This is a genomic window from Streptomyces sp. E11-3 (assembly GCF_046540415.1).
GTDB lineage: Bacteria > Actinomycetota > Actinomycetes > Streptomycetales > Streptomycetaceae > Streptomyces.
Genome location: NZ_JAZGRL010000001.1, coordinates 1,610,824 through 1,636,522 on the forward strand (window position 1 = coordinate 1,610,824; position 25,699 = coordinate 1,636,522).

The window sequence follows — 25,699 nt, forward strand, 5'->3', positions numbered from 1 at the left end:
CACCGCCCACCGCCCACCGCTCACCGCCCAATTCCACTCACCCGCGCCCGGCTGCCGCTCCAACGCGGACCGAACACGCCCGAACGCGGACCGAACGCGCCCCGAACGCGATCCGAACGCGGCCGAAGTGATCACAGAGGCGCACTCCCCCGACTCGGGTTGATCTTCGGATGATCGATCGCGCGTCCGAATTGCCCAGATTTTGACTCATCAAATCGTGATCATTCGCTAAAGGCGGGCGGGATTGGTGCCGAAGAGGTCTGTGACCTTGAAAGCACGGTTCATCCCGGCTTTATCCCCGAGCCGGCTCCGTCCCGCCGCCATCCCCAGGAGGCCTGGTGTCCGTTCTCCTCGAGCAGCCCGCAAGCCTGGTCGCCTACCGCCCGAACAAGCCGACCGCCATGGTCGTCGTGGCCGACCCACGCGTCCGTTCCACCGTCACCCGCCATCTGTGGGCGCTCGGCGTCCGCGACGTCATCGAGGCGTCCTCCATCGCCGAGGCCCGTCCCCGCATCGGCAACCCGCGCGACATCTGCGTCGCCGATGTCCACCTCCCCGACGGCTCGGGGCTCACGCTCCTGTCCGAGACCCGTGCCGCGGGCTGGCCGAACGGCCTGGCGCTCTCCGCTGCCGACGACATCGGCGCCGTACGCAACGCCCTCGCGGGCGGCGTCAAGGGCTACGTCGTCACCGGCACCCGGAACAACGTCGGGCTCCCCGGCCGCCCGGGCGCCGCGCCCATCGGCTCCGCCGCCCGTATGCACCGCCGCCCCCCGGGTGCCCCGAGCCACCCGGGCGGCTACCGCGAGCTGTCGGGGCGCGAGGTGGAGGTGCTGCGGCTGGTCGCCGAAGGCCAGTCGAACAAGGCCATCGGCGTCTCGATGGGCCTGTCCGCGCTGACCGTCAAGAGCCACCTCGCCCGGATCGCACGCAAGCTCGGCACGGGCGACCGGGCCGGGATGGTCGCGGTCGCACTCCGTACCGGAATCATCCACTGATCGACTGACCCCACCACCCCGCGCCCGTCGACGTAACGTTCCGTCGACGGGCGCGCCGCATACACAGATACCCTTTACAGGTGACCGACGCCCAAGAGACCGCAGCAGACAGCTCACTGCGAACCACCGGAGCCCCGCGGCGCCAGCCGCTGGTGTCGCCGCCTCCGGACGATGTCGCATCGGCGCCGATCCCCTTGCTCGAACCGCACGACGGCATCCCCGAGGTGGTCGCCGACGCGGCCGCGCTCGACGCGGTGGTCGCGGCCTTCGCCGCGGGCACCGGACCCGTCGCCGTGGACGCCGAGCGTGCCTCCGGCTACCGCTACGGCCAGCGCGCCTATCTGGTGCAGCTGCGCCGCGAGGGCGCCGGATCGGCCCTGATCGACCCCATCGCCTGCCCCGACCTGTCGGGACTGTGTGAGGCCATCGGCGACGCGGAGTGGGTGCTGCACGCCGCGACCCAGGACCTTCCGTGCCTGCGGGAAATAGGCATGGTGCCGACCCGGATCTTCGACACCGAGCTCGCCGGGCGGCTGGCCGGGTTCCCGCGCGTCGGGCTCGGCGCCATGGTCGAGTCGGTGCTCGGCTACGTACTGGAGAAGGGGCACTCCGCGGTCGACTGGTCGACCCGGCCGCTGCCCGAGCCCTGGCTGCGCTACGCCGCGCTCGACGTCGAGCTGCTGGTCGACCTGCGGGACGCGCTGGAGAAGGAGCTCGACCGGCAGGGCAAGCTGGAGTGGGCCCGCGAGGAGTTCGACGCGATCGCCTCCGCGCCGCCCCCGCCGCCGCGCAAGGACCCCTGGCGGCGCACGTCAGGGATGCACAAGGTGCGCCGCCGCCGTCAGATGGCGGTCGTACGGGAGCTGTGGAACGCCCGGGACCGGATCGCCCAGCGGCGCGACGTCTCCCCCGGCAAGGTGCTCGGCGACGCCGCGATCGTGGAGGCGGCCCTCGCCCTGCCGCCGAACACGCACGCGCTGTCCGCGCTGAACGGCTTCGGCCACCGTACGAGCAAGCGCCAGCTGGAGCAGTGGCAGGCCGCCGTGGACCGCGCCAAGGCGCTGCCGGACGCCGAGCTGCCGCAGCCGGGCCAGGCGGTGGCCGGACCGCCGCCGCCGCGCGCGTGGGCGGACCGCGACCCGCAGGCCGCCGCCCGGCTCGCCGCGGCCCGTGCCGCGGTCTCCGCGATCGCCGAGCGGTTGAGCATGCCGCAGGAGAACCTGATCACCCCGGACACGGTGCGTCGCCTGTGCTGGGAGCCGCCGGCCGAGGCCACCGTGGAGTCGGTCGCCGCGACACTCGCGGGGTACGGAGCGCGCCGCTGGCAGATCGAGCAGGTCGCCCTGGCCCTGGTCGGGGCACTGACCCCGGGCGAGGCCTGAGGCGCGAGCGTCGAGAGAGAACCCCCGGTCCTGTGGACCGGGGGTTTTCTTGTCCGTTGGCCCGTCATAGGCGCTGCTCAGGGCCCTCGCCGAGTGTGACCTTCGCCGCTTGGGGCGGGGGGCCTGTTCCACTTGGTTACCGGCAAGTAGCATGAACGGAGTAGCCGCCGGAGCACGCCCAGCGGCAGCGATCCCGCACCCTTGGAGGAGAGCCATCGTGCCTCGTACCGTCAAGGACGTCGTCTTCGTCGACGGCGTCCGCACCCCGTTCGGCAAGGCGGGCCCGAAGGGCATCTACCACGAGACCCGCGCCGACGATCTCGTTGTGAAGGCCATCCGGGAGCTGCTGCGCCGCAACCCGGACCTCGACCCCGCCAAGATCGACGAGGTGGCCATCGCCGCCACCACGCAGATCGGCGACCAGGGCCTGACCCTGGGCCGTACGGCCGGGATCCTGGCCGGGCTCCCGCAGTCGGTGCCCGGTTACTCCATCGACCGGATGTGCGCGGGCGCGCTGACCGCCGTGACGGCGACCGCCGGTTCCATCGCGTTCGGCGCGTACGACGCCGTCATCGCGGGCGGTGTCGAGCACATGGGCCGCCACCCCATGGGTGAGGGCGTCGACCCGAACCCGCGCTTCGTGAGCGAGAAGCTCGTCGACGAGTCGGCCCTGTTCATGGGCATGACCGCGGAGAACCTGCACGACCGCTACCCGTCGATCACCAAGCGCCGCGCCGACGAGTACGCGGTGCGCTCGCAGGAGAAGGCCGCCAAGGCGTACGCCAACGGCAAGATCCAGCAGGACCTGGTGCCGATCTCGGTGCGTCGTACGAACGAAGAGGCGGGCGAGACGGGCTGGGGCCTGGCCACCGCCGACGAGCCGATGCGTCCGGGCACCACGCTGGAGAACCTTGAGGGCCTGAAGACCCCGTTCCGTACCCACGGCCGGGTCACCGCGGGCAACGCCGCCGGTCTCAACGACGGCGCCACCGCCTCGATCATCGCCTCCGAGGACTTCGCGCGCGAGAACGGCCTGCCGGTCAAGATGCGCCTGGTCTCGTACGCCTTCGCGGGCGTCGAGCCCGAGGTGATGGGCTACGGCCCGATCCCGGCGACCGAGAAGGCCCTCGCCAAGGCGGGCCTGTCGATCTCCGACATCAACCTGTTCGAGATCAACGAGGCCTTCGCGGTCCAGGTGCTCGCCTTCCTGGAGCACTACGGCATCGCGGACGACGACGCGCGCGTGAACCAGTACGGCGGCGCGATCGCCTACGGCCACCCGCTGGCCTCCTCCGGCGTACGTCTGATGACGCAGCTGGCACGGCAGTTCGAGGAGCAGCCGGAGGTCCGCTACGGCCTCACCACCATGTGCGTCGGCTTCGGCATGGGCGCCACGGTCATCTGGGAGAACCCGAACCACAAGGACGCCGGAGGCACCAAGTGAGCACCACCACCCCCGAACTCCTGAAGGGCGCGGCCGAGCTGTTCCCCGGCGAGGTCGTCACCCAGGCGCACGTACGCCACCTCGACCTTCCGTCCGGTGCGGGCAGGTTCGCCCTGATCACGCTGGACAACGGCCTGGACCACACCAAGCCGACCACCTTCGGACCGCAGTCGCTGGCGAACCTGAACGCCGCCATCGACCAGGTCGAGAAGGAGGCGTCCGAGGGCGCCGTCGTCGGTGTGGGTATCACCGGCAAGCCGTTCATCTTCGCGGTCGGCGCCGACCTCAAGGGCGTGGAGCTGCTGAAGCAGCACTCCGACGCGCTGGCGATCGGCAAGGGCGGCCACGACGTCTTCAAGCGCCTGGCCGAGCTGGCCGTGCCGACCTTCGCGTACTACAACGGCGCGGCGATGGGCGGCGGTGTCGAGGTCGGTCTGCACTGCTCCTACCGCACCGTCTCCAAGGCCATCCCGGCCTTCTCGCTGCCCGAGGTCTTCCTCGGTCTGGTCCCCGGCTGGGGCGGCTGCGCGCTGCTGCCGAACCTGATCGGCGCGGACCGCGCGGTCTCGGTCATCATCGAGAACTCGCTGAACCAGAACCGCCAGCTCAAGGGCAAGCAGGTCTTCGAGCTCGGCATCGCCGACGCGATCTTCGAGGGCGCCGACTTCCTGGAGCAGTCGCTGATCTGGACCGCGAACGTCCTGAAGGGCGACGTCACCGTCGAGCGCCCCGAGGTGGACCGCGGCGAGGCGTGGGACGCCGCCGTGGCCAAGGGCCGCGCGATCGCGGACAGCAAGGTGCACGGCGCGGCCCCGGCCGCCTACCGCGCCCTCGACATCATCGCCGCCGCCAAGAGCGGTGACCTGCAGGCGGGCTTCGACGCCGAGGACACGGCGCTGGCCGACCTCATCATGGGCGGCGAACTGCGCAGCGGCATCTACGCGTTCAACCTGGTCCAGAAGCGCGGCAAGCGCCCCGCGGGCGCCCCGTCCAAGGACCTGGCGCGCCCGGTCACCAAGGTCGGCGTCGTCGGCGCGGGCCTGATGGCCTCGCAGCTGGCCCTGCTGTTCCTGCGCCGCCTGGAGGTGCCGGTCGTGCTGACCGACATCGACCAGGAGCGCATCGACAAGGGTGTCGGCTATGTCCACGCCGAGATCGAGAAGCTGCTCGGCAAGGGCCGCATCAACCAGGACAAGGCCAACCGCCTCAAGGCCCTGGTGACCGGTGACCTGGACAAGGCCAGCGCCTTCTCGGACGCCGACTTCGTCATCGAGGCCGTCTTCGAGGAGATGGGCGTCAAGCAGCAGGTGTTCGCCGAGGTGGAGGCCGTGGCCCCCGCGCACGCGATCCTGGCGACCAACACCTCGTCCCTCTCGGTCACCGAGATGGCGTCGAAGCTGAAGAACCCCGAGCGGGTCGTCGGCTTCCACTTCTTCAACCCGGTCGCCGTGCTGCCGCTCCTGGAGATCGTCCGCGGCGAGCAGACCGACGACGCCTCGCTGGCCACCGCGTTCGGTGTCGCCAAGAAGCTGAAGAAGACCGCGGTCCTGGTGAAGGACGCCCCGGCGTTCGTCGTGAACCGCATCCTGACCCGCTTCATGGGCGAGATCCAGAACATCATCGACGAGGGCACCCCGGTCGCCGTCGCCGAGAAGGGCGTCGAGCCGCTCGGTCTGCCGATGTCCCCGCTGGTGCTGCTCGAACTGGTCGGCCCGGCCATCGGTCTGCACGTCTCGGAGACCCTGAACCGCTCCTTCCCGGACCGCTTCACGGTGTCCCCGAACCTGAAGGCCGTCGTCGAGGCGGGCAAGCGCGGCTTCTACGTGTACGACTCGGGCAAGCCCGAGCTGGACCCGGAGGTCGCCGCGCTCCTCAAGCAGGGCGACACCGCCCTCACCGAGGAGCAGGTACGGGCCCGCGTCCTGGACGCGGTCGCCCAGGAGATCGGCCTGATGCTCGACGAGGGCGTCGTCGCCGAGGCGCAGGACATCGACCTCTGCCTGATCACGGGCGCGGGCTGGCCCTTCCACCTGGGCGGCATCACGCCGTACCTGGACCGCGAGGGCGTCTCGGAGCGCGTCAACGGCAAGAAGTTCCTGGAGCAGGGCGTGGCGAGCGTGCCCGCGTAACCTCTCCAGCGCACCACGACGGGCCGTACGGGAACACCTCCCGTACGGCCCGTTCGCGTACGCCGGACGGGTTAGCCGAAGGCCCTGACCGCCTGGTAGTACGTCCACGCCGTCGAATTGCACGCGGCTTTCTTCACGGAGCTCATCGGGGCGCAGACCCGCTTCATGTCCGCGTAGAAGGCGTCGTCGAGGCGGGCCTTGTTGGCCGTGAAAGTGCCGGCCTTCTTGTAGTTGCGGTAGCCGAAGTCATGCCGGACGCAGGAGAGCTCGAACTTGAATCCGAACGGATTGTCCGGTGAGTACGAGCAGTAGTCCGTGGACCAGTCGAATCCGTACGCCGACCACTGGCTCTTGTTGTTGCGAGCGGAGATGAAGGCGTTGTAACTGCTGGCGCTGGTCTGCGTCCAGGACGCCAGTACCTGGTTCTTGTCCGCGGGGGCGGCGCTGGCGGGGGACGCGACGACGGCGACGGCGGCCAGAGCCACAGCGGAGACGCCGAGCCCTCGCTTTACCTGGCGGTTCATCAATTGCCTCCAGAGACAGAACAGTTGGCTCCTCGGGAGTTGAGGAGGTTGATCAGTCTCGGACAGTAGCCTTACGCCGACCTATATTTGAGTGGCTTCGGGAGGCAATTCGGTGTTCAGCGCGGGCAATATTCTGCCTGAGGAAATGCCGCCGCTACTGATCGTGGACGGTGCGAACGTCGTCGGGTCGGTTCCGGACGGCTGGTGGCGGGACCGCCACGGGGCCGCCGAGCGACTGCGGGACCGGCTGGTGGCGTACGCGGCCGATGGCCTGCCCGGGCGGCCGGGACCGTGTGAGGTCGTCCTGGTCGTCGAAGGGGCCGCGCGGGGCGTGCAGTCCGTGCCGGGGGTACGGGTCGAGGCCGCCGGCGGGAGCGGGGACGACCGGATCGTGGAGCTGGTCGACGCGGCGGATCAGCCGTGCGTCGTGGTCACGGCCGACCGTGAACTACGGCGCAGGGTGAGTGCGCTGGGCGCGGAGACGGTGGGGCCACGGACGGTGCGCGGCGGACCCGGCGACCGGGCGTAGCGCGCGGAGAGCTGGGTCTGCGGGGAACCCAGCGCGCGGGCGCAGCACACCAGGCACGGAGACGGTGCTCCCCACGCACGGTGCGCGGGGAGCACCGCGCGGGCGTGCCACGCCGGTCGGGGCGAGCGGCACAGCGCGTAGGTCAGCGGCAGTGGGCTCCGCGGCCGTGCTGCGGCAGGCCACTCGCGCGGGCGGCGGGGCCACTCCTGACGTACGCACCAGCCGGGCGCTCGGGCGCGCCCTCAGAGCGGACGCGGCCGACGGCGGCGGCGACCCGGCCGCGGCGGTCCCGGCGACCGTGGGCGCGGAGCGGCCCGGCCCCGCAGTCTGCCGTGCGGCAGTACTGCGGGGCCGGGGACCATCAGAACCGAACAGGCTCTCAGTCGCGGGCGGGCTCCACCGAATCCGCGATCGTCACCGAGTCGGCCGCGCCGCGCCCGTACCGGCCGTCCAGCTTGGAGACGAGACCGGTGACCTGGCGTGCGATGTCCGGGGCGGTCAAGCCGATCTCGGCCATGACCTCCTTGCGGGAGGCGTGGTCCAGGAAGCGCGGCGGGATGCCGAAGTCGCGCAGCGGGACGTCGACGCCGGCGTCGCGCAGCGCCTGGGCGATCGCGGAGCCGACACCGCCCGCGCGGCTGTTGTCCTCGACGGTGACGACGACGCGGTGCTGCTCGGCCAGCGGGGCGAGCGCCTCGTCGACCGGCTTCACCCAGCGCGGGTCGACCACGGTGGTGGAGATGCCCTGCTTGTCGAGGAGCGAGGCGATCTCCAGGCACATCGGGGCGAGCGCGCCCACCGAGACCAGCAGCACGTCCGGACGCGCGGCATCCGCCTTGCGCAGGACGTCCATGCCGCCGACCTTGCCCACGGCGGGCACGGCCGGGCCGACCATGCCCTTGGAGTAGCGCACCACGGTCGGTGCGTCGTCCACGTCGACCGCCTCGCGCAGCTGCAGACGCAGCTGCTCGGCGTCGCGCGGCGCGGCGAGCCGGAGCCCGGGCACGCACTGCAGGATCGACATGTCCCACATGCCGTTGTGCGAGGCGCCGTCGGTGCCGGTGACGCCCGCGCGGTCCAGGACGAAGGTGACACCGCACTTGTGCAGGGCCACGTCCATCAGGAGCTGGTCGAAGGCGCGGTTGAGGAAGGTCGCGTAGACCGCGAAGACGGGGTGCAGGCCACCGGTGGCCAGACCGGCCGCCGACACCGCGCCGTGCTGTTCGGCGATCCCGACGTCGTACACCCGGTCCGGGAAGGTCTCGGCGAAGCGCTTGAGGCCGACCGGTTGGAGCATCGCCGCGGTGATCGCGACGACGTCCTCGCGGTCCTTGCCGAGCTTGACCATCTCGTCGCCGAAGACGGAGGTCCAGTCTGCGCCCGATGCCGCGACCGGCAGGCCGGTGTCGGGGTGGATGACGCCGACGGCGTGGAAGCGGTCGGCCTCGTCCTGGACGGCGGGCTGGTAGCCGCGGCCCTTCTCGGTGAGGCAGTGCACGATGACCGGGCCGCCGAAGCGCTTGGCGCGGGTCAGCGCGGACTCCAGGGCCTCGATGTCGTGGCCGTCGATGGGGCCGACGTACTTCAGGCCGAGGTCCTCGAACATGCCCTGCGGCGTGATGAAGTCCTTCAGGCCCTTCTTGGCGCCGTGCAGCGTCTCGTACAGCGGCCTGCCGACGACCGGGGTCTTCTCCAGCACCTCCTTGGTGCGGGTCAGGAAGCGCTCGTAGCCGTCGGTGGTGCGCAGCGTGGCCAGGTGGTTCGCCAGTCCGCCGATGGTGGGGGCGTAGGAGCGCTCGTTGTCGTTGACGACGATCACCAGGGGGCGGTCCTTGGCGGCGGCGATGTTGTTCAGCGCCTCCCAGGCCATGCCGCCGGTGAGGGCGCCGTCGCCGATGACGGCGGCGACGTGCGCGTCCTTCTTCAGGACCTCGTTGGCCTTGGCGAGGCCGTCCGCCCAGCCGAGGACCGTGGACGCGTGCGAGTTCTCGATCACGTCGTGGTCGGACTCGGCGCGCGAGGGGTAGCCGGACAGGCCGTCCTTGGCGCGCAGCCGCGAGAAGTCCTGGCGTCCCGTGAGCAGCTTGTGCACATAGCTCTGGTGCCCGGTGTCCAGGAGCACCTTGTCCTTCGGCGACTCGAAGACCCGGTGCAGGGCGATGGTGAGCTCGACCACTCCGAGGTTGGGGCCGAGGTGGCCGCCGGTCTTGGATACGGCGTCGACGAGGAAGGTCCGGATCTCAGCGGCCAGCTGGTCCAGCTGCTCATGGCTGAGCCGGTCCAGATCACGCGGCCCCTTGATGCGGGTCAGCAAGCCCACCCGTGCCTCCTAGCGAGTTCTTATTTGCGGTAGAGCTGTTCAAGCTTTGCCGGGTCTGTCGAGTCTAATGTTCCGCGCGAGGCGGCGAACGCCGGGTACGTCACACGATCGGATGTACGGAGGGCGCATGTGCACCCCGTACACGCCAGTTCCCCGCGCCCCATCAGGGGCGCGGGGAACTGCGCGACCAGCCACGACACGTCCGCAGGCGACGTACAAGCTTCCCAGCGGGGCGTCTAAGTGCGGCCCGCCGACTTCTGCGTACGGCGGGACACAGAGTCAAGAACCACCGCGGCCAGCAGCACCGCGCCGGTGATCATGTACTGCGCGGCCTGGCTGGAGCTGCCCTGCATGTACAGGCCCGTCATGATCGACTGGATCACCAGGATGCCGAGCAGCGCCGACCACGGGGTGCCGCGGCCGCCGAAGAGGCTGGTGCCGCCGATCACCGCGGCGGCGATCGCGATCATCAGCATGTTGCCGCCGCCGAGGTTGGAGTCGGCGACGCCCGCCTGGGATGCGATGAACAGGCCGCCGAGTCCGCCGAGGAACCCGGAGATGGTGAACACCGAGATCCGGACGCCGACCACGCTGATACCGGCCCTGCGGGCCGCCTCGGCGTTGCCGCCGACCGCGAAGACCTTGCGCCCGTACCGGGTGCGGCGCAGGACGAAGCTGGCCAGCATGACCGTACCGAGGAAGATCGTCAGGCCCAGCGGCAGGCCGCGCGACTGGTTCAGGACGTACGCGGCGGTGAAGGCCAGAGCGGCGACGGCCCCGGTGCGCAGCGACAGCTCGCTGAGCGGGCGGTGCGGCAGGTCCACGGCCTGGCGGCGGCGGCGGTCGGCGAGCTGGGCCAGTGCGTACGCCACGACGCAGACGGTCGCCAGGCCGTAGGCGGCCGCGATGTCGTCGAAGTAGGTGTTGTTCAGCGAGTAGATGACACCGTCGGAGATGTTGTTCAGGCTGAGGGTGTTGCCCAGTACGGACAGCTGCAGGCCGCTCCACCCGAGGAAGCCCGCCAGCGTCACCACGAACGCGGGCACGCCGATCTTGGCGAAGAAGAAGCCGTGCAGGGCACCGATGGCGGCGGCCGCGAGCAGGCCGATGAGGACCGCCAGGGCCTCGTTCACGTCCTGCTTGATGGCGAGTACGGAGGTGAGGGCTGCCGTGAGTCCGGCCACCGAGCCGACCGAGAGGTCGATCTCGCCGAGCAGCAGGACGAAGACGATGCCGGTGGCGATCAGTCCGGGGCCGACGATGTACTGGGCGATGTTGGACAGGTTCGCCGGGTCGAGGAACCGTCCGGTGGTGGCCTCGAAGATCGCCCAGATGACGATCAGTCCGAGCACCACGGGGATCGAGCCGAGCTCGCCGCCCTTGATCTTCCGCTTGAACTCGCCGAGGTAGCCGGCGAAGCCCTGCTCGCGGACGAGCAGCCGGGGGTCGACGGCGGGTATCGCGTCGGCGGCGGGGGCTTCGGCGTCGACGAGACCGGCGGTCTTCTGGGCGCCGATCGTCTTCTGCGCGTCGGTCGTCTCGGCGGAGGCGGCCGTCTTCTGTATGTCGCTCACTTCGCGGCCTCCCCGTTGCGCGCCTGCCGCCGGGTCACGGCGTTCTCCGTGGCTCCGGTGATAGCGGCGATGATCTCTTCGTGGCTGGTGTCCCGGACGGTGAAGACGCCGTTGTTGCGGCCGAGGCGCAGCACGGCCACCTCGTCGGCGACGGCCTTGACGTCCGCCATGTTGTGGCTGATGAGGATGACCGCGTGGCCGCGCTCGCGCAGCCGCTCGACCAGGTCGAGCACCTGGGCGGTCTGCTCGACGCCGAGCGCCGCGGTGGGCTCGTCGAGGATCACCAGCTTGGGGTCGCCGACCAGGGCGCGGGCGATCGCCACCACCTGGCGCTGACCGCCGGAGAGCGAGGCGATCGGGATGCGGACGCTGGGGATGCGGATGGACAGGGTGTCCAGGAGCTCCTTGGCGCGCTTCTCCATGGCGACCTCGTCCAGGACGGTGGCCTTGCCGAGCTCGCGGCCGAGGAACAGGTTGGCCACCACGTCCAGGTTGTCGCAGAGCGCGAGGTCCTGGTAGACGGTGGCGATGCCGAGGTCCTGGGCGTCGTGCGGGCGGGCGATGGAGACGGCGTCGCCGCCCCACTCGATGACGCCGTCGTCGACGGGGTGGACCCCGGCGATCGTCTTGACGAGGGTGGACTTGCCGGCTCCGTTGTCGCCGACCAGGGCGACCACCTGACCGGCGTGCACCTCCAGATCGACATCGGTGAGCGCCTGAACAGCACCGAAGCGCTTGGAGACGCCGCGCAACGCCAGTACGGGCGCAGCGGACATGTGAACCATCTCCTTCGACTCGTACGCGAAACGTCGTGCGGGACGTCGTACGGCCGGATGAATCGTGCGATGAGGGGGGTGGCGGACGCCGGGGGGCATCGCCGGTATGTGGCACACGGCGGATGCCGGGGGGCATCGCCGGTATGTGGCACACGGCGGATGCCGGGGGGCATCGCCGGTATGTGGCACACGGCGGACGCCGGGGGGCGTCGCCGGTGCGTGACGCACGGCGCCCCCGGCCTGGGCAGCGGGGTTGGGCCACAGGCCGGGGCGCCGTGCGGGTCCGTTACTTGATACCCGCGTCCGCGCAGGCCTTGGCGAACTCGGAGGTGCAGATCTCGCTCACCTTGTAGAGCTTGTCCGCGACGACCGTGTCCTTGATGTCGTCCTTGGTGACGACCTTGGCCTCGATCAGCGCCGCAGGGATGCCCTTGTCGCTGGGGCTGTCGATGGTGCCGGTGGTCAGCGAGTCGATCTTCTCGCCGTTCAGCAGCTTGACCGCGATCTCGGCGGTCAGGTCGGCCTCGGGCTTGTACGGCTTGTAGATGCTGAAGGCCTGGGTGCCCTTCAGGATGCGCTGGATGCCCGCGAGTTCGGCGTCCTGGCCGCCGACCGGGACACCCTTGACGCCGGCCGACTGCAGGGCGGCGACGATACCGCCGGCCATGCCGTCGTTGGCCGAGTAGACGGCGTCGAAGCCGTCCTTGCCGAGCGAGGTGATGGCACCGCCCATCTTCTCGCCGGCGATCTTCGGGTCCCACTCACCGGTCTGCTCGTAGACGACCTTGCCGACCTGCTTGTCCAGGACCGAGTGCGCGCCCTTCTTGAACAGGGCGGCGTTGGGGTCGCTCTCCTTGCCGTTGATCATCACGACCTTGGCGTCGGCGGCCTTGTCGCCGAGCGCGGAGACGATGCCCTCGCCCTGCAGCTGGCCGACCTTCTCGTTGTCGAACGAGACGTAGGCCGAGACCTTGCCCTCGGCGAGCCGGTCGTAGGCGACGACCTTGATGCCCTTGTCCACGGCCGCGTTCACCCAGGACTTGGTGGCGCCCGAGTCGACGGGGTCCAGGATGATCACCTTGACGCCGGCGGCGACCAGGTCGTCGAACTGCTGCTTCTGGACGGCGACGTCTTCACTGGCGTTCTTGTAGTTGACCTTGCACTCGGGGCAGAGGTCCTTGACCTTCTTCTCGATCAGCGGGCGGTCGAAGGACTCGTAGCGGGTCGTCTTGCTCTCGGGGAGCAGCAGACCGATGGACTTGCTGTCGCCGCTGCCCTTGTCACTGTCGTCGCCGCCCGCCTTGCCACAGGCGGTCATGGCCAGCGCCATGGAAACCGCGGCCGTACCTATCACGACGCGACGCGTCACTGCGTTCATGTGGGGTGCCTCCCTGACGTGGCCGCGTCGTTGCGGCCGAGGTGCTCGAAGTCAACTCGGCCGCAACATTGGCGTCAAGGAGTAAAAACTTAACGAGATGACAACGGTGCCATCTGTTAGCTAAGTGAAGGCAGGCGTTGCGGCGGTGAGAGTGCCGTCAAGTAGTGTCGAATCGCCCATCTCGCTCAGCGCAAGGGCCAGTGCGCCCAGGACTTCGGCGCGGCCGCCGAGCGACCCCGGCAGGACCGACAACTGCCGTGCCGCGCTGGGGATCGCGTACCGGGACACGGACTCTCGGATGGGGCCGAGCACCAGCTCGCCCGACTCGGCGAGGTCGCCGCCGAGCACCACACAGCTGGGGTTGAGGAGGTTGCAGAGGTTGGCGACACCGCTGCCGATATGGCGTCCCACGTCGGCGATCACCCGACGGCAGCCCGGATCGCCCTCGCGCGCGAGCCGTACCACCTTCTCCATGGTCAGGCCGGGGCCGTGGCTGGGTTCAAGGAGCGGCAGCACATAGCGCGCGGCCGTGAAGGTCTCCAGGCAGCCGCGGTTGCCGCAGCGGCAGACCGGGCCCGACTCGTCCAGGGTGATGTGCCCGATCTCGCCCGCGGTGCCGCCAGGGCCCCGGTAGATCCGCCCGTTGATCACCAGTCCCGCGCCGACGCCGCTGGCGACCTTGATGTACGCGAGGTCCTTGACGCCCCGGCCGCCGCCCCAGACCAGCTCGCCGAGCGCGCCCAGGTTGGCGTCGTTGTCGACGTATACGGGGACCCCGAGCCGGGCCTTGAGCTCCTCGGCCGGGTTGGTGCCCGACCAGCCGGGCAGGATCGCGGTGGAGCCCAGCGTGCCGGACTCCACGTCGATCGGCCCGGGCACTCCGAGCCCCACTCCGGCGATCTTGGAACGGTCGGACCCCGACCCGTCGATCAGCCTGTTGACCAGCTCTTGCGCCCGGTCCAGGCCCTGCGCCGCGGAGGCGTCCACATCCAGCGGCTCGGCCTCTTCGGCGAGTACCTGGTGGGCGAGGTTGCCGATCGCGACCCGCAGGTGCGTGTGCCCGAAGTCGACGCCCACGACCAGGCCCGCGTCCCCGCTGAGCGAGACGCTGCGTGCCCGGCGTCCGCCCGCCGACGTGGGCGTGACCTCGACCGTTCCGCCGTCCTTCAGCTCGCGCACGATGTTCGAGACGGTGGCCGCCGACAGGCCCGTCGTCCTGGCGATCTCCGCCTGGGTGAGCGATCCGGCCATCCGCACCGCGCGGACCACCCGCTCGAGATTGGCCCGATGCAGCGACGACTGCGACCCTGGAGTCTCCATTGACCCATCCACCTCTGCCCCTATGGACCATACAAGTTATGAAGTCCAAGCAGAGCTCTCGGGGCGAGCGCAGTCAAGTCCTTGACAGGACGGGTAGCAGAACGCGGAACAGCGGGCGCGCCGTGAACCGGCCGCCCGGTGTTCCGCGCCCGCGCCCGGCGCAACCGGTTCGTTACTTCAGCGCCCCCGCGGTGAGACCCGTGACGACCTGCCGCTGGAAGATGATGTACGCGGCGAGCACCGGCAGCATCGCCATCACGAGACCGGCGAAGAGCCCCGACCAGTCGCCTTTGTAACCCTGGCTGACGGCGAGCTGGACCAGGCCCTGGGAGAGCACCTTGTTCTCCTGCTCGGTGTTGAGCACCGTGGGCAGCAGGTACTGGTTCCACTGCCCCAGGAAGTTGAAGATGGCGACGCTGACCAGTCCTGGCTTCGCCATCGGCAGCATGACCTGGAAGAACGTCCTGGTGTGCGAGGCGCCGTCCACAAAGGCCGCCTCCGCGATGGAGGTGGGCAGCGTACGGAAGAAGCCGGTGAGGAAGAAGACGGTGAACGGCAGCGAGTACGCGATATAGACCAGGATCAGCCCGGGCAGCGTGTTCAGCAGGCTGAGGTTCTGCATCACGTAGAACAGCGGCACCAGCGCCAGGATGATCGGGAAACTCATTCCTCCGATGAAGAGGAAGTAGATGAAGCGGTTGCCCGGGAACTCGAACCTGGCCAGCACATAGGCCGCCATCGAGCCGAGCAGCAGCGTCCCGACCAGCGAGAATCCCACCACGATGAGGGTGTTGGCGAAGTAGTCGCTCATATGCGCCGAGCTCCAGGCACGCGACCAGTTCTCGAAGTGCAGCCTGTCCGGCAGCGACCAGGGCGAGGTGAAGATGTCCCGGTCGGTCTTGAAGGAGGTCATCACCGCCCAGAGCAGCGGCATCACGACCATGAACGCCCAGAGGACCAGAATGCCGTGCGAGAAGACGTTGAGGACCCGGCCCTCGGTGCGCCCCGCGGCCTTCGGTGACTCGGTGACCGGCTTCCCCATCGGAGCACCGTCCTGGGTCGCGTCGGTGGGCGGGATGTCGGTGGTCTTCATCAGTACTCCAGCCGCTCGCGCCGGCCCAGCCGCATCACGATCGCCGCGAAGAGCAGCGTCACGATGAGCAGGGCGACACCGATCGTTGTCGCGTAGGCGGCCTGACCGTCTCGGAAGGCCTTCTGGTAGACGTACAGCGGCATGACGATGGTGGAGTAGTCGGGTCCGCCGCCGCTCGGCCCCACCGTCATGATCTGGACGACGGCGAAGGACTCGGCGCCCAGCGCCAGGATGCCCATGTAGATCCAGCCGGACTGCACGGTGTCCCAGAGCAGCGGCAGGGTGATCTTGAAGAAGGTGGTGAAGCGGCTCGCGCCGTCCAGCAGCGCGGCCTCGTAGAAGTCCTTGGGGATGGAGGCCATGCCCGCGGAGAAGAGCACCACGAAGAAGCCGACGGTGGACCAGATCAGTACCGCCATCACGCACCACAGGGCGAGGTCCGGATCGCCGAGCCAGTCGGGCTGGACGCTGTCCAGGCCGACCGCCTGCAGCGCGGAGTTGAGCGCGCCGCTGTTGGGGTTGTACGCGAACTGGAACAGCAGCGCCACGATCGCGATGGACAGCACCTGCGGGAAGAAGTAGACGATCTTGTAGAACGCCGATCCCCGCACACCGGCGATCGCCGCGCCCTTACGGCGCCGCCCACCGACGTTGATCATGAACGCGAAGAACAGCGCCAGGCCGACCGTGACCAGGGGCAGCAGCACCGCGAAGGTCAGGCTGTGCTGGAGCGACTTCCAGAAGACCTCGTCATCCAGCATCTTGCTGTAGTTGTCGACGCCGACCATCTTGAAGTCGGGGCTCAGACCGGTCCAGTCCGTGAACGAGTAGTAGATGGACTGGATGAACGGCCAGATGACGAAGAGGAGATAAAGCGACAGCGGGGTAACCAAGAACCCCGCGATGAAACGGTACTTACCGTGCTGCATGACTACCGACCCCGATCTTCCCGCGGGTGCCGCGGGTTGTACGTACGTCCGGTACCGGGGGCCGGTCCGGTTCCAGGCCGGCCCCCGGCCGCGCTCACCGGTGCTTGTACTTCTTGATGGAGTCGTCCTTGGCCGTGTCGTCGGCGTACTTCTGGATCTTCTTGATGGCCTCGACCGGGGTGAGCCGGCCGGCCATCATCTCGCCCAGGCCGCCGACGCCGATCTTCTCCTTCTGCAGGGCCACATACCAGTCCTGCATCCGGGGGTTGACGACGTTCTCGCCCGCGGTCTCCAGGGCGGCGACCGCGGACTTCAGGCCGGGGGTCAGCTCGATGCCGTCGGTGCCGCCGTTGTACGCGGTCAGCGACTTGACCTTGCCGGTGAAGTTCTTCGACGAGGCCTCGCTGAGCATGATGCGCAGCTGCTCCATGCCGCCGTCCGGGTTCTTGGCCTTGGACGGGACGATGAAGGGCTCACCGCCGGCCGCCCACATGGTGCCGAACGGCATCTTGTCCGAGTCGTCGATCCCGGACGGGGCGGAGACGGCGAGGTCGAAGTCGTCGGGCATGGTCTTGGCCGCCTCGTTCTCCACCCAGGAGCCGTTGGGGAGGAAGAGCGCCTTGCCCTCGGTCCAGGCGGTCTGCGACTGGATGTGGTCCAGGCCCGGGGTGCCCTTGAGGATGTACCCCTTCTTGTAGAGCTCGTAGTACGCCTCGAAGCAGGTCTTCACCGCGGGGTGCTTCCAGGCGTTCGGTTCGAGGTTGTCGATCGAGTCGAGCACCTCGCGGCCGCCGACCTTGGCGATCATCGGGTAGAGCGAGAAGGGCAGGTAGTACGGGTGCTTGCCCGCGTACGTCCAGGGCGCGATGCCCTTCTTCTTCGCCTTGGCGCAGACGGCGAGCATGTCGTCCCAGGTCTGTGGGTACTCGGCGTCCAGCGAGTTGAGCAGCTTCTTCGAGTACCACACGCCGTAGACGGTGTACGCGTAGTACATGATCAGCACGGGGTCGCCGTCGAGTTGACCCATCTCGACGATGCCGGGGCGCAGCGTGTCCCGGACCTTCTTGGCCGGATCGTCGATGGACGGCGCGTCGAGCATCGGGGTGAGGTCGGCGAGCTGCTTCTTGCTCGCCAGGACGCCCATGTCCATCTGCTTGGCACCGGAGTTGTCGATGAGGTCCGGCGGGCTGCCGCTGTTGAAGCGCGGCTGGAGCTCGGGGGTGATCTCCGTCGTGGAACGGAACTTCACCTTGGCCTTGGGGAACTTCTTCTCGTATTCCTTGACCGCGTCCTTGGCGTACTCGTCCCCGAACCCGCCGTTGAAGAGGACGAACTCCATCCCCGCGCTCTCGTTGACGGCAAGGGGGTTCTCCTCGGACTTCTTCCCCTTGTCGACCTTCTCGTCGTCGCTGTCGCCGCTGCCGCTCGCACACGCGGACAGAAAGCCCATGGTCGGTACGGCTATCAGACCGAGCGCGGCCGAGCGCTTGATCAGATCGCGGCGACCGAGGCCGTTGTGATGGTTCTGGGCTGAAGTGGGACCCATGCTCTTAATCACTCGCCTTCTACAGGACTCAGACGGTGAACCGGACCCTCCCCGGCACCGCGGTGGCGTGAAGCTGGGGTGGTGCTGCGTTGTCCCGGAATCGCCTGAGTGAAACGGCAGTTGACGCCTTCAGTGCCTCGCCCCTCTCAGCCCCGGGCTTACGACCGGTCGAACAGGTACGCAGACGCCGACAGGTATAGTCCACTTACGTTCGGATGGGCAAGATCGAGAGCAGCTTTGCCCGGCAGTCTTTCCCGAGTTGAGACCTCGCGCCGTTCAGCGGGCGCCGTAGACCGGTTCCGGGGGCGCGGCGGCGGCGAGGAGTTCGCGGGTGGCTTCGCCCGCGCCGGTCGGGGTCCAGCGGGCGCCGTTGTCGGTGGTGGGGCCGCGGTGCCAGCCTTCCATGACCGTGATGCGGCCCGCTTCGGCCTCGAAGACGCGGCCGGTCACTCCGGCACAGGCGGGCGAGCCGAGCCAGACGACGAGCGGGGAGACGTTTTCGGGGGCCATGGCGTCGAAGGCCGCCTCGTCGCCGTCGGGGGCGGCCATGGTGTCGGCGAAGGTCTGCTCGGTCATGCGGGTGCGGGCCGCCGGGGCGATCGCGTTGACCTGGACTCCGTAGGGGCCGAGTTCGGCGGCTGAGACCAGGGTGAGGCCGAGGATTCCGGCCTTGGCGGCGGTGTAGTTGGACTGGCCGACACTGCCCAGCAGGCCTGCTCCGGAGCTGGTGTTGATCACTCGGGCTTCCGGGGTGCGGCCCGCCTTGGCCTCCGCGCGCCAGTGTGCGGCGGCGTGCTTCAGGGGGAGGAAGTGACCCTTGAGGTGGACGCGGAGCACCGCGTCCCAGTCGTCCTCGTCGAGGTTGACGAGCATGCGGTCGCGGAGGAAGCCCGCGTTGTTGACCAGGGTGTCCAGGCGGCCGAAGGTGTCCAGTGCGGTGGTAATGAGGCTGGCCGCGCCGTCGGTGGTGGCGATGTCGCCGCCGTGGGCGACGGCCTCGCCGCCGAGAGCGGTGATCTCGGCGGCGACCTGCTGGGCGGGACTTGGTCCGGAGGGTCCGCCCGCTCCGTCGAGTCCGACACCGAGGTCGTTGACGACCACCCTGGCTCCCTCGGCGGCGAAGGCGAGCGCGTGCGCGCGGCCGAGGCCGCGGCCCGCGCCGGTGACGACGGCCACCCGGCCGGAGCAGATTCCCGTCATGTCCAGTTCCCTTCAGTGGCTGGTGGGGCGGTTGACGGTGGCGGCGCCCAGGAACGCGGGACGTTCACCGCCACCGTGCAGGTGCAGCGCGGCGCCGCTGATGTACGCACCCCTGTCCGAGGCGAGGAAGACGCAGGCGTCCCCGATCTCGGCGGGCTCGGCGAGGCGGCCGAGCGGCACGGTGCGGCCGACGGCGGCGATGCCGTCCTCGTCGCCGTAGTGGAGGTGGGAGAGTTCGGTGCGGACCATGCCGAGGACGAGCGTGTTGACCCGTACCGCCGGGGCCCATTCGACGGCCAGGGAGCGGGCCAGGTTCTCCAGTCCCGCCTTGGCCGCCCCGTAGGCGGCGGTGCCCGGTGAGGGGCGGGTGCCGCTGACGCTGCCGATCATCGTGATCGTTCCGCCGCGGTCCTGCTCGCGCATCAGGCCGTATGCGGCGAGCGAGGCGGTGAGCGGGGCGGTCAGGTTCAGTTCTATGGTGCGGGCCGCGTGTCCGGCGTCGCCGTCCGCGAGGAGGCGGTACGGGGTGCCGCCCGCGTTGTTGACCAGGGTGTCCAACCGGCCGTACTCGGCCTGGACTTGGGCGAAGAGCGCGCCGACGGCGTCGGGGTCGCGCAGGTCCACGGGGAGGAAGCGGGCGGTGCGGCCCGCTGCCGCGAGCGGCTGGTCCGGGGGCCTTCTGGCGCAGGTCACGACCTCCGCGCCGGCTTCGAGCAGGGCGCGGGTGATGCCCGCGCCGACCCCGCGTGTCCCACCGGTGACGACGGCGACGTATCCCGACAGATCGATGATCGTTGCCAACTGACACCTCCCGCGGCGCACGTGCCGCTGTTATCTTCCACCTAACAAATGTTTGGTGGAAAGGTAGCTGATCCGCTGATGAGTGTCTCCACCTCCGCCCCACAAGAGGGCGTCGCCGTCGTCACCGTGGACTACCCACCGGTCAACGCCCTTCCCGTACAGGGCTGGTACGACCTGGCCACCGCGGTACGGGCCGCCGGGGCCGATCCCAAGGTGCGCTGCGTGGTGCTCACGGCGGCCGGGCGCGGCTTCAACGCGGGCGTCGACATCAAGGAGCTACAGCGACGGGGGGCGGCCGGGCACGAGGGGCCGCACCAGGGCCTGATCGGCGCCAACCGCGGCTGCCACGAGGCGTTCGGCGCGGTCTACGACTGCGAGGTGCCGGTGGTCGCCGCCGTGCACGGCTTCTGTCTGGGCGGCGGGATCGGTCTGGTCGGCAACGCCGACGCGATCGTGGCCAGCGAGGACGCGACCTTCGGCCTGCCCGAACTGGACCGGGGCGCGCTCGGCGCGGCGACCCATCTGGCTCGACTGGTCCCCCAGCACCTGATGCGCGCCCTCTACTACACCTCGCGCACCGCGACGGCCGATGAGCTGCACCGGCACGGGTCGGTGTGGAAGGTCGTACCACGCGAGCGACTCCAGGAATGTGCCCTGGAGTTGGCGGGTGAGATCGCCGCCAAGGACGGATATCTGCTGCGGCTGGCGAAGGCCGCGATCAACGGCATCGACCCCGTGGACGTCCACCGCAGCTACCGCTTCGAGCAGGGCTTCACCTTCGAGGCCAACCTCAGCGGTGTCGCCGACCGCGTCCGCGACACCTTCGGCAGCACGGACCGGAAGGGCAGCTGATGACCCGCGACAAGACGATGACCGCCGATGAGGTGGTCGGCCGCCTGGAGAGCGGCATGACCGTCGGGATCGGCGGGTGGGGCTCGCGGCGCAAGCCGATGGCGCTGGTACGGGCGCTGCTGCGGTCCGACGTCAGGGACTTGACGGTGGTGTCGTACGGCGGACCCGATGTGGGGCTGCTCGCCGCGGCGGGGAGGATCCGCAAGCTGGTGACGGCCTTCGTCACGCTCGACTCGATCCCGCTGGAGCCGCACTTCACGGCGGCCAGGCAGCGCGGCGCGTTCGACGATCTGACGGAACTGGACGAGGCGATGATGATGTGGGGGCTGACCGCCGCCGCGCAGCGGCTGCCGTTCCTGCCGGTCAGGGCCGGGCTCGGCTCGGACGTGCTGCGGGTCAACCCCTCGCTGCGTACGGTCACTTCGCCGTACGAGGACGGCGAGGAGCTGGTGGCCGTACCGGCGCTGCGCCTGGACGCGGCCCTGGTCCATCTCAACCGGGCCGACGCGCACGGCAACGGCCAGTACCTGGGCCCCGATCCGTACTTCGACGACTTGTTCTGCGAGGCGGCCGACCAGGCGTATGTGTCCTGCGAGCGGATCGTGGAGAGCGCGGACCTGCTCAAGGAGCGGGGACCGCAGACGCTTCTGGTGAAGCGTGCGTTCGTGGCCGGTGTGGTCGAGGCGCCGCGCGGCGCGCACTTCACCTCCTGCGTCCCCGACTACGAGCGCGACGAGGCCTTCCAGGCCGCGTACGCACGGGCCGCCCGCGATCCGGAGGAGTGGCGGGCCTTCGGCGAGCGGTTCCTGTCGGGCGACGAGGACGCGTACCAGGCCGCGGTGGCGGCGTTCCGCGAGGAGGCAGCATGAGCACGAGCAGCGCGTCGACCGCCACGGTGACCCGGGCCGAGTACTGCGTGATCGCCTGCGCCGAGGCCTGGCGCGGCGCCGGTGAGGTCCTCGCCAGCCCGATGGGGACGGTGCCGACGATCGGCGCCCGGCTGGCGCGGCTCACCTTCTCGCCCGAGCTGCTGCTGACCGACGGCGAGGCGCAACTGATCGGGGATGTCCCGGCGTTGGGCGACGCACCGCGGGTGGTGGAGGGGTGGCTGCCCTACCGGCAGCATCTCGCGCTGGCCGCCACCGGGCGTCGGCACGTGATGATGGGCGCCAGCCAGCTCGACCGCTACGGCAACCAGAACATCTCCTGTATCGGTGACTGGGCCCGGCCCACGCGGCAGTTGCTCGGGGTGCGCGGCGCGCCCGTCAACACGCTCAACAATCCCACCAGTTACTGGGTGCCACGCCACTCGAAGCGGGTCTTCGTCGAGAAGGTCGACATGGTCTGCGGAGTCGGGTACGACAACGCCGCGGCGGCCGGTCCGTCGGCGAGCCGCTACCACCGCATCCCGCGCGTCATCACCGACCTGGGCGTTTTCGACTTCGAGACGCCGGACCACACGACGCGGCTGCGGTCGCTGCATCCGGGGGTCACGGCCGGGCAGGTGGCCGACGCGACGGGATTCGACCTCTGCGTACCGGACGACGTCCCGTTCACACGCGAGCCGTCGACGACCGAACTCCGCCTGATCCGCGAGCTCATCGACCCCAGGGGCCTGCGGGATCGCGAGGTACGCGGATGAGCGACGCCGGCATCCGCACCGCGCTGACCGACCTGGTCGGGGTCCGGCATCCGATCGTGCAGACCGGCATGGGCTGGGTGGCCGGGCCCCGGCTGGTCTCGGCCGCCGCGAACGCGGGGGCGCTCGGGGTGCTCGCCTCGGCGACCATGACCGTGGACGGGCTGCGGGCGGCCGTGCGGGAGGTCAAGTCCCGTACGGACGCGTCGTTCGGGGTCAATCTGCGGGCGGACGCCGGGGACGCCGCCGAGCGGGTGCGGATCATCGTGGACGAGGGGGTACGGGTCGCGTCGTTCGCGCTCGCGCCCTCGCGGGAGCTGATCGCGCGCCTCAAGGACGCCGGGGTGGTCGTCATCCCCTCCATCGGCGCCCGACGGCACGCGGAGAAGGTCGCCGCGTGGGGCGCCGACGCGGTGCTGGTGCAGGGCGGCGAGGGCGGCGGGCACACCGGGGACGTCGCCACCACCGTACTGCTGCCCCAGGTCGTGGACGCGGTGGACATCCCGGTCATCGCGGCGGGTGGCTTCCACGACGGGCGCGGCTTGGTGGCGGCGCTGGCGTACGGGGCGGCCGGGATCGCCATGGGCACCCGCTTCCTGCTCACCTCGGACAGCACGGTGCCGGACGCGGTGAAGGCGCGGTACCTGGCCGCGTCGGTGAAGGACGTCACGGTGACCACGAAGGTGGACGGGCTGCCGCACCGCATGCTCCGTACCGACCTGGTGGACGCCCTGGAGCACTCGGGCCGTGCGTCGGCGCTCGTACGGGCCGTGCGGCACGCCGCCGCGTTCCGGCGCCTGTCCGGACTCAGCTGGGCGCAACTCGCCCGCGACGGGCGGGCGATGAAGCACGGCAAGGAACTGACCTGGAGTCAGGTGCTGCTGGCCGCCAACACGCCCATGATGCTCAGGGCCGCGATGGTCGAGGGCCGCGCCGACCTCGGCGTGATGGCCTCCGGGCAGGTCGCGGGAGTGATCGACGACCTGCCCAGCTGCGCCGAACTCGTCGAACGCGTCATGGCCGAGGCCTGTCAGACCCTGGACGCACTCACATCTGAGCGGGGGTGAGCAGCACGAACTCCGCCCCGAACGGGTCCAGGCAGACCGCCAGTCGGCCGACACCCTCCGCGTCCTCCGGGCCCATCTGGATGGTGCCGCCGTTGCCCGTCACCTTGGCGACCGTCGCGTCGCAGTCCGCCGTGGCGAGGACCGGGTGCCAGTAGGGGCGTCCACCGGTCAGCAGGAGGTTCTCCGCGCCCATCTCCATGAGCCCGCCGTGCATACGGTCCTCGGGCTGACCGGACGGCGTGAGCATCCAGTACGTACCACCCTCGCCGCCCGGCAGTGCGAACGCCGTCGTCTGCCAGCCGAAGAGGTCACCGTAGAACGCCTTCGCGCCCTCCGCGTCGGTCGTCATGAGCTCGACCCAGCACAGTGAGCCCGGCTCGTCGGCCACTTCGAGGCCCGCCATCGTGTTCGGCTCCCAGACGGCGAACTGGGCCCCGTGCGCGTCGCTGAGCTGGGCGAACTTGCCCGCGCCCATGGCATCCGTCGCGGGCGTCCGTACCGTGCCACCGGCCTTCTCGACCTTCTGGACCGTGGCATCCGCGTCGTCCGTGTGGAAGTAGACCATCCACGCCGGTTTGGCACCCTCCTCGGTGAGCCGGCCGATCGCGCCGACCGCCTTGCCGTCCTTCCGCAGGAAGCCGTAGCCATCTGCCTCCTCGCCCTCGCCCATGGGCTCGAAATCCCAGCCGAAGACGGCGCCGTAGAAGCGGGCCGCGGCCTGGACGTCGGGGACTCCGAGGTCGATCCAGGACGGTGAGCCGGGCACAAAGTCAGTGGTGATCATCGAGTGACTCCTTTCACGCTCTTCACGCTGCGCACACGGATACCGCCTTCAGCCTTGCATCCGTCGCGGGCCGTCGCCTGTCGAGGCCCTACTCAGTACGAGTCGAGGCCCTACTCAGTACGACCGGCGGGCACGGCGAAACTCATCGCCGGGCGAGCGATGAGTTTCGGACGAGATGCAGAGGGGATGCAGAGGGGATGCAGGTGGGATTCACAAGCGCTCGATGATGGTGACGTTGGCCTGGCCCCCGCCCTCGCACATCGTCTGGAGGCCGAACCTGCCTCCGGTCCGCTCCAGCTCGTGCAGCAGGGTCGTCATCAGCCGGGTGCCGGTGGCGCCCAGCGGGTGGCCCAGCGCGATCGCGCCGCCGTTGACGTTGACCTTCGCGGGGTCGGCTCCGGTCTCCTTGAGCCAGGCCAGGACGACCGGGGCGAACGCCTCGTTGATCTCCACCAGATCGATGGCGTCCAGCGTCATCCCCGCCTTCTTCAGCGCGTACGCGGTGGCCGGGATCGGCGCGGACAGCATCCGGATCGGGTCCTCGCCGCGCGCCGAGAGGTGGTGGATCCGGGCGCGCGGGGTGAGGCCGTGCTCCTGGACCGCCCGCTCACTGGCGATCAGCATCGCCGACGCACCGTCGGAGACCTGTGAGGAGACCCCCGCCGTCAGCAGCCCGCCCTCGACCACCGGCTTCAGCTCGGCCATCTTCGCGAGCGAGGTACCCCGGCGCGGGCCTTCGTCGACGCGTACCTCACCGTACGGCGCGATCTCGCGGTCGAAGCGGCCCTCGTCGATCGCGCGCAGCGCCTTCTGGTGGGAGCTGAGCGCGAACTCCTCCATCTCGGGGCGGGATATCCCCCACTGCCTGGCGATCAGTTCGGCGCCATGGAACTGGTTGACCGGCGCGTCCCCGTACCGGGCCCGCCAGCCCTCGCTGCCCGCGAACGGCCCCTCGGTCAGACCGAGCGGCTCGGCGGCCTGGCGGGACGCGAAGGCGATCGGCACCTGGGACATGTTCTGGGTGCCGCCCGCGACCACCAGGTCGCTGGTGCCGGACAGTACGGCCTGCGCGGCGAAGTGCACCGCCTGCTGCGACGACCCGCACTGCCGGTCCACGGTCACTCCGGGCACCTCCTCCGGCAGTCCCGCGGCCAGCCAGCAGGTGCGGGCGATGTCACCGGCCTGCGGCCCCACCGTGTCCAGGCAGCCGAAGATGACGTCCTCGACGGCCTGAGGGTCGACCCCCGCGCGCTCGACGAGCGCCTTCAGCACATGGGCGCCCAGATCGGCGGGGTGCACGGCGGCCAGACCGCCGCTGCGCTTGCCGACCGGGGTGCGTACCGCTTCGACGATGTATGCCTCGGCCATGGCCGCGCCTCCTTGGTCCGATACGTACAGGGTGCCTCTGTCTGCT

General features: G+C 69.9%; 22 protein-coding genes. 9 read left to right on the top strand and 13 right to left on the bottom strand.

What is annotated here, in order from left to right; genetic code table 11:
* Positions 1 to 338 precede the first annotated feature (338 nt).
* The 4 genes from U9R90_RS07385 (at position 339) to U9R90_RS07400 (ending at position 5,953) form a co-directional block, all read left to right on the top strand.
* The gene (locus U9R90_RS07385) at positions 339 to 998 is read left to right on the top strand and encodes a LuxR C-terminal-related transcriptional regulator (protein WP_411055582.1); all 660 of its coding nucleotides are present in this window, start codon (positions 339 to 341) and stop codon (positions 996 to 998) included.
* An 80-nt stretch (positions 999 to 1,078) separates the two neighbouring features.
* Entirely contained in the window at positions 1,079 to 2,380 is a 1,302-nt protein-coding gene (locus U9R90_RS07390; RefSeq protein WP_411055583.1) for an HRDC domain-containing protein, read from the top strand.
* A 217-nt stretch (positions 2,381 to 2,597) separates the two neighbouring features.
* Positions 2,598 to 3,824 (top strand): thiolase family protein, encoded by a 1,227-nt coding sequence (locus tag U9R90_RS07395; RefSeq protein WP_411055584.1) that lies wholly within the window; start codon positions 2,598 to 2,600, stop codon positions 3,822 to 3,824.
* On the top strand, positions 3,821 to 5,953 hold the full coding sequence (locus U9R90_RS07400) for a 3-hydroxyacyl-CoA dehydrogenase NAD-binding domain-containing protein (RefSeq protein ID WP_411055585.1): 2,133 nt from the start codon (positions 3,821 to 3,823) through the stop codon (positions 5,951 to 5,953). Before U9R90_RS07395 ends, U9R90_RS07400 begins: the two co-directional genes overlap by 4 nt.
* A 71-nt stretch (positions 5,954 to 6,024) precedes the next feature.
* Here U9R90_RS07400 and U9R90_RS07405 read toward each other — a convergent pair whose 3' ends face one another.
* Positions 6,025 to 6,477 carry a phospholipase gene (locus tag U9R90_RS07405; RefSeq protein ID WP_411055586.1) on the bottom strand — a complete coding sequence of 151 codons (453 nt, stop codon included), beginning with the start codon at positions 6,475 to 6,477 and terminating at the stop codon, positions 6,025 to 6,027.
* A 145-nt stretch (positions 6,478 to 6,622) separates the two neighbouring features.
* On the opposite strand from U9R90_RS07405, the gene U9R90_RS07410 reads away from it, so the two are divergent.
* Positions 6,623 to 7,006, top strand: a complete 384-nt coding sequence (locus U9R90_RS07410; RefSeq protein WP_411055587.1) for an NTP pyrophosphohydrolase — start codon at positions 6,623 to 6,625, stop codon at positions 7,004 to 7,006.
* 379 nt (positions 7,007 to 7,385) lie between these two features.
* Here U9R90_RS07410 and dxs read toward each other — a convergent pair whose 3' ends face one another.
* The 10 genes from dxs to U9R90_RS07460 all read right to left on the bottom strand — a co-directional run bounded on the left by dxs (position 7,386) and on the right by U9R90_RS07460 (position 19,943).
* Entirely contained in the window at positions 7,386 to 9,326 is a 1,941-nt protein-coding gene (gene dxs / locus U9R90_RS07415) for a 1-deoxy-D-xylulose-5-phosphate synthase (RefSeq protein ID WP_411055588.1), read from the bottom strand.
* Positions 9,327 to 9,562: 236 nt separating this feature from the next.
* The gene (locus U9R90_RS07420; RefSeq protein WP_411055589.1) at positions 9,563 to 10,900 is read right to left on the bottom strand and encodes a sugar ABC transporter permease; all 1,338 of its coding nucleotides are present in this window, start codon (positions 10,898 to 10,900) and stop codon (positions 9,563 to 9,565) included.
* Positions 10,897 to 11,685, bottom strand: a complete 789-nt coding sequence (locus tag U9R90_RS07425) for an ATP-binding cassette domain-containing protein (RefSeq protein WP_411055590.1) — start codon at positions 11,683 to 11,685, stop codon at positions 10,897 to 10,899. The genes U9R90_RS07420 and U9R90_RS07425 overlap by 4 nt, the downstream gene beginning before the upstream one ends.
* 277 nt (positions 11,686 to 11,962) lie before the next feature.
* Positions 11,963 to 13,054, bottom strand: coding sequence for a substrate-binding domain-containing protein (locus U9R90_RS07430; RefSeq protein WP_411055591.1), 1,092 nt, complete (start codon positions 13,052 to 13,054; stop codon positions 11,963 to 11,965).
* A 120-nt stretch (positions 13,055 to 13,174) separates the two neighbouring features.
* Positions 13,175 to 14,374 carry an ROK family protein gene (locus tag U9R90_RS07435; RefSeq protein WP_411055592.1) on the bottom strand — a complete coding sequence of 400 codons (1,200 nt, stop codon included), beginning with the start codon at positions 14,372 to 14,374 and terminating at the stop codon, positions 13,175 to 13,177.
* 172 nt (positions 14,375 to 14,546) lie between these two features.
* Positions 14,547 to 15,467, bottom strand: a complete 921-nt coding sequence (locus U9R90_RS07440) for a carbohydrate ABC transporter permease (RefSeq protein ID WP_411055593.1) — start codon at positions 15,465 to 15,467, stop codon at positions 14,547 to 14,549.
* Positions 15,467 to 16,396, bottom strand: coding sequence for a carbohydrate ABC transporter permease (locus U9R90_RS07445; RefSeq protein ID WP_411055594.1), 930 nt, complete (start codon positions 16,394 to 16,396; stop codon positions 15,467 to 15,469). Before U9R90_RS07445 ends, U9R90_RS07440 begins: the two co-directional genes overlap by 1 nt.
* 94 nt (positions 16,397 to 16,490) lie before the next feature.
* Entirely contained in the window at positions 16,491 to 17,942 is a 1,452-nt protein-coding gene (gene ngcE, locus U9R90_RS07450; RefSeq protein ID WP_411055595.1) for an N-acetylglucosamine/diacetylchitobiose ABC transporter substrate-binding protein, read from the bottom strand.
* A gap of 276 nt (positions 17,943 to 18,218) precedes the next feature.
* The gene (locus U9R90_RS07455) at positions 18,219 to 19,142 is read right to left on the bottom strand and encodes an SDR family oxidoreductase (protein WP_411055596.1); all 924 of its coding nucleotides are present in this window, start codon (positions 19,140 to 19,142) and stop codon (positions 18,219 to 18,221) included.
* Between the two features lie 12 nt (positions 19,143 to 19,154).
* Positions 19,155 to 19,943, bottom strand: coding sequence for an SDR family oxidoreductase (locus U9R90_RS07460; protein WP_411055597.1), 789 nt, complete (start codon positions 19,941 to 19,943; stop codon positions 19,155 to 19,157).
* Between the two features lie 78 nt (positions 19,944 to 20,021).
* Here U9R90_RS07460 and U9R90_RS07465 point away from each other — a divergent pair, with 78 nt between their 5' ends.
* From U9R90_RS07465 to U9R90_RS07480, 4 genes are read left to right on the top strand one after another with little or no spacing between them, the layout of a single operon-like run.
* Positions 20,022 to 20,795: an enoyl-CoA hydratase family protein gene (locus tag U9R90_RS07465; protein WP_411055598.1), complete on the top strand. Its 774-nt coding sequence runs from the start codon at positions 20,022 to 20,024 to the stop codon at positions 20,793 to 20,795.
* Positions 20,795 to 21,664: a CoA transferase subunit A gene (locus U9R90_RS07470; RefSeq protein ID WP_411055599.1), complete on the top strand. Its 870-nt coding sequence runs from the start codon at positions 20,795 to 20,797 to the stop codon at positions 21,662 to 21,664. Before U9R90_RS07465 ends, U9R90_RS07470 begins: the two co-directional genes overlap by 1 nt.
* Entirely contained in the window at positions 21,661 to 22,437 is a 777-nt protein-coding gene (locus tag U9R90_RS07475; RefSeq protein ID WP_411055600.1) for a CoA-transferase subunit beta, read from the top strand. The genes U9R90_RS07470 and U9R90_RS07475 overlap by 4 nt, the downstream gene beginning before the upstream one ends.
* An 11-nt stretch (positions 22,438 to 22,448) precedes the next feature.
* Positions 22,449 to 23,501, top strand: coding sequence for an NAD(P)H-dependent flavin oxidoreductase (locus tag U9R90_RS07480; protein ID WP_411057668.1), 1,053 nt, complete (start codon positions 22,449 to 22,451; stop codon positions 23,499 to 23,501).
* Here U9R90_RS07480 and U9R90_RS07485 read toward each other — a convergent pair.
* Both U9R90_RS07485 and U9R90_RS07490 read right to left on the bottom strand, forming a co-directional pair.
* Positions 23,482 to 24,285, bottom strand: a complete 804-nt coding sequence (locus U9R90_RS07485) for a VOC family protein (RefSeq protein ID WP_411055601.1) — start codon at positions 24,283 to 24,285, stop codon at positions 23,482 to 23,484. The genes U9R90_RS07480 and U9R90_RS07485 overlap by 20 nt on opposite strands.
* Before the next feature lie 210 nt (positions 24,286 to 24,495).
* Positions 24,496 to 25,653 carry an acetyl-CoA C-acetyltransferase gene (locus U9R90_RS07490; RefSeq protein WP_411055602.1) on the bottom strand — a complete coding sequence of 386 codons (1,158 nt, stop codon included), beginning with the start codon at positions 25,651 to 25,653 and terminating at the stop codon, positions 24,496 to 24,498.
* Positions 25,654 to 25,699: the final 46 nt, after the last annotated feature.

Bases quoted from the DNA above. Each gene is read 5' to 3' on its own strand.
- U9R90_RS07430 (WP_411055591.1), bottom strand. From the start codon at position 13,054: ATGAACGCAGTGACGCGTCGCGTCGTGATAGGTACGGCCGCGGTTTCC.
- U9R90_RS07435 (WP_411055592.1), bottom strand. From the start codon at position 14,374: ATGGAGACTCCAGGGTCGCAGTCGTCGCTGCATCGGGCCAATCTCGAG.
- U9R90_RS07475 (WP_411055600.1), top strand. From the start codon at position 21,661: ATGAGCACGAGCAGCGCGTCGACCGCCACGGTGACCCGGGCCGAGTAC.
- U9R90_RS07440 (WP_411055593.1), bottom strand. From the start codon at position 15,467: ATGAAGACCACCGACATCCCGCCCACCGACGCGACCCAGGACGGTGCT.
- U9R90_RS07405 (WP_411055586.1), bottom strand. From the start codon at position 6,477: ATGAACCGCCAGGTAAAGCGAGGGCTCGGCGTCTCCGCTGTGGCTCTG.
- U9R90_RS07490 (WP_411055602.1), bottom strand. From the start codon at position 25,653: ATGGCCGAGGCATACATCGTCGAAGCGGTACGCACCCCGGTCGGCAAG.
- U9R90_RS07470 (WP_411055599.1), top strand. From the start codon at position 20,795: ATGACCCGCGACAAGACGATGACCGCCGATGAGGTGGTCGGCCGCCTG.
- U9R90_RS07485 (WP_411055601.1), bottom strand. From the start codon at position 24,285: ATGATCACCACTGACTTTGTGCCCGGCTCACCGTCCTGGATCGACCTC.
- U9R90_RS07410 (WP_411055587.1), top strand. From the start codon at position 6,623: ATGCCGCCGCTACTGATCGTGGACGGTGCGAACGTCGTCGGGTCGGTT.
- U9R90_RS07445 (WP_411055594.1), bottom strand. From the start codon at position 16,396: ATGCAGCACGGTAAGTACCGTTTCATCGCGGGGTTCTTGGTTACCCCG.
- U9R90_RS07455 (WP_411055596.1), bottom strand. From the start codon at position 19,142: ATGACGGGAATCTGCTCCGGCCGGGTGGCCGTCGTCACCGGCGCGGGC.
- U9R90_RS07465 (WP_411055598.1), top strand. From the start codon at position 20,022: ATGAGTGTCTCCACCTCCGCCCCACAAGAGGGCGTCGCCGTCGTCACC.
- ngcE (WP_411055595.1), bottom strand. From the start codon at position 17,942: ATGGGTCCCACTTCAGCCCAGAACCATCACAACGGCCTCGGTCGCCGC.
- U9R90_RS07425 (WP_411055590.1), bottom strand. From the start codon at position 11,685: ATGGTTCACATGTCCGCTGCGCCCGTACTGGCGTTGCGCGGCGTCTCC.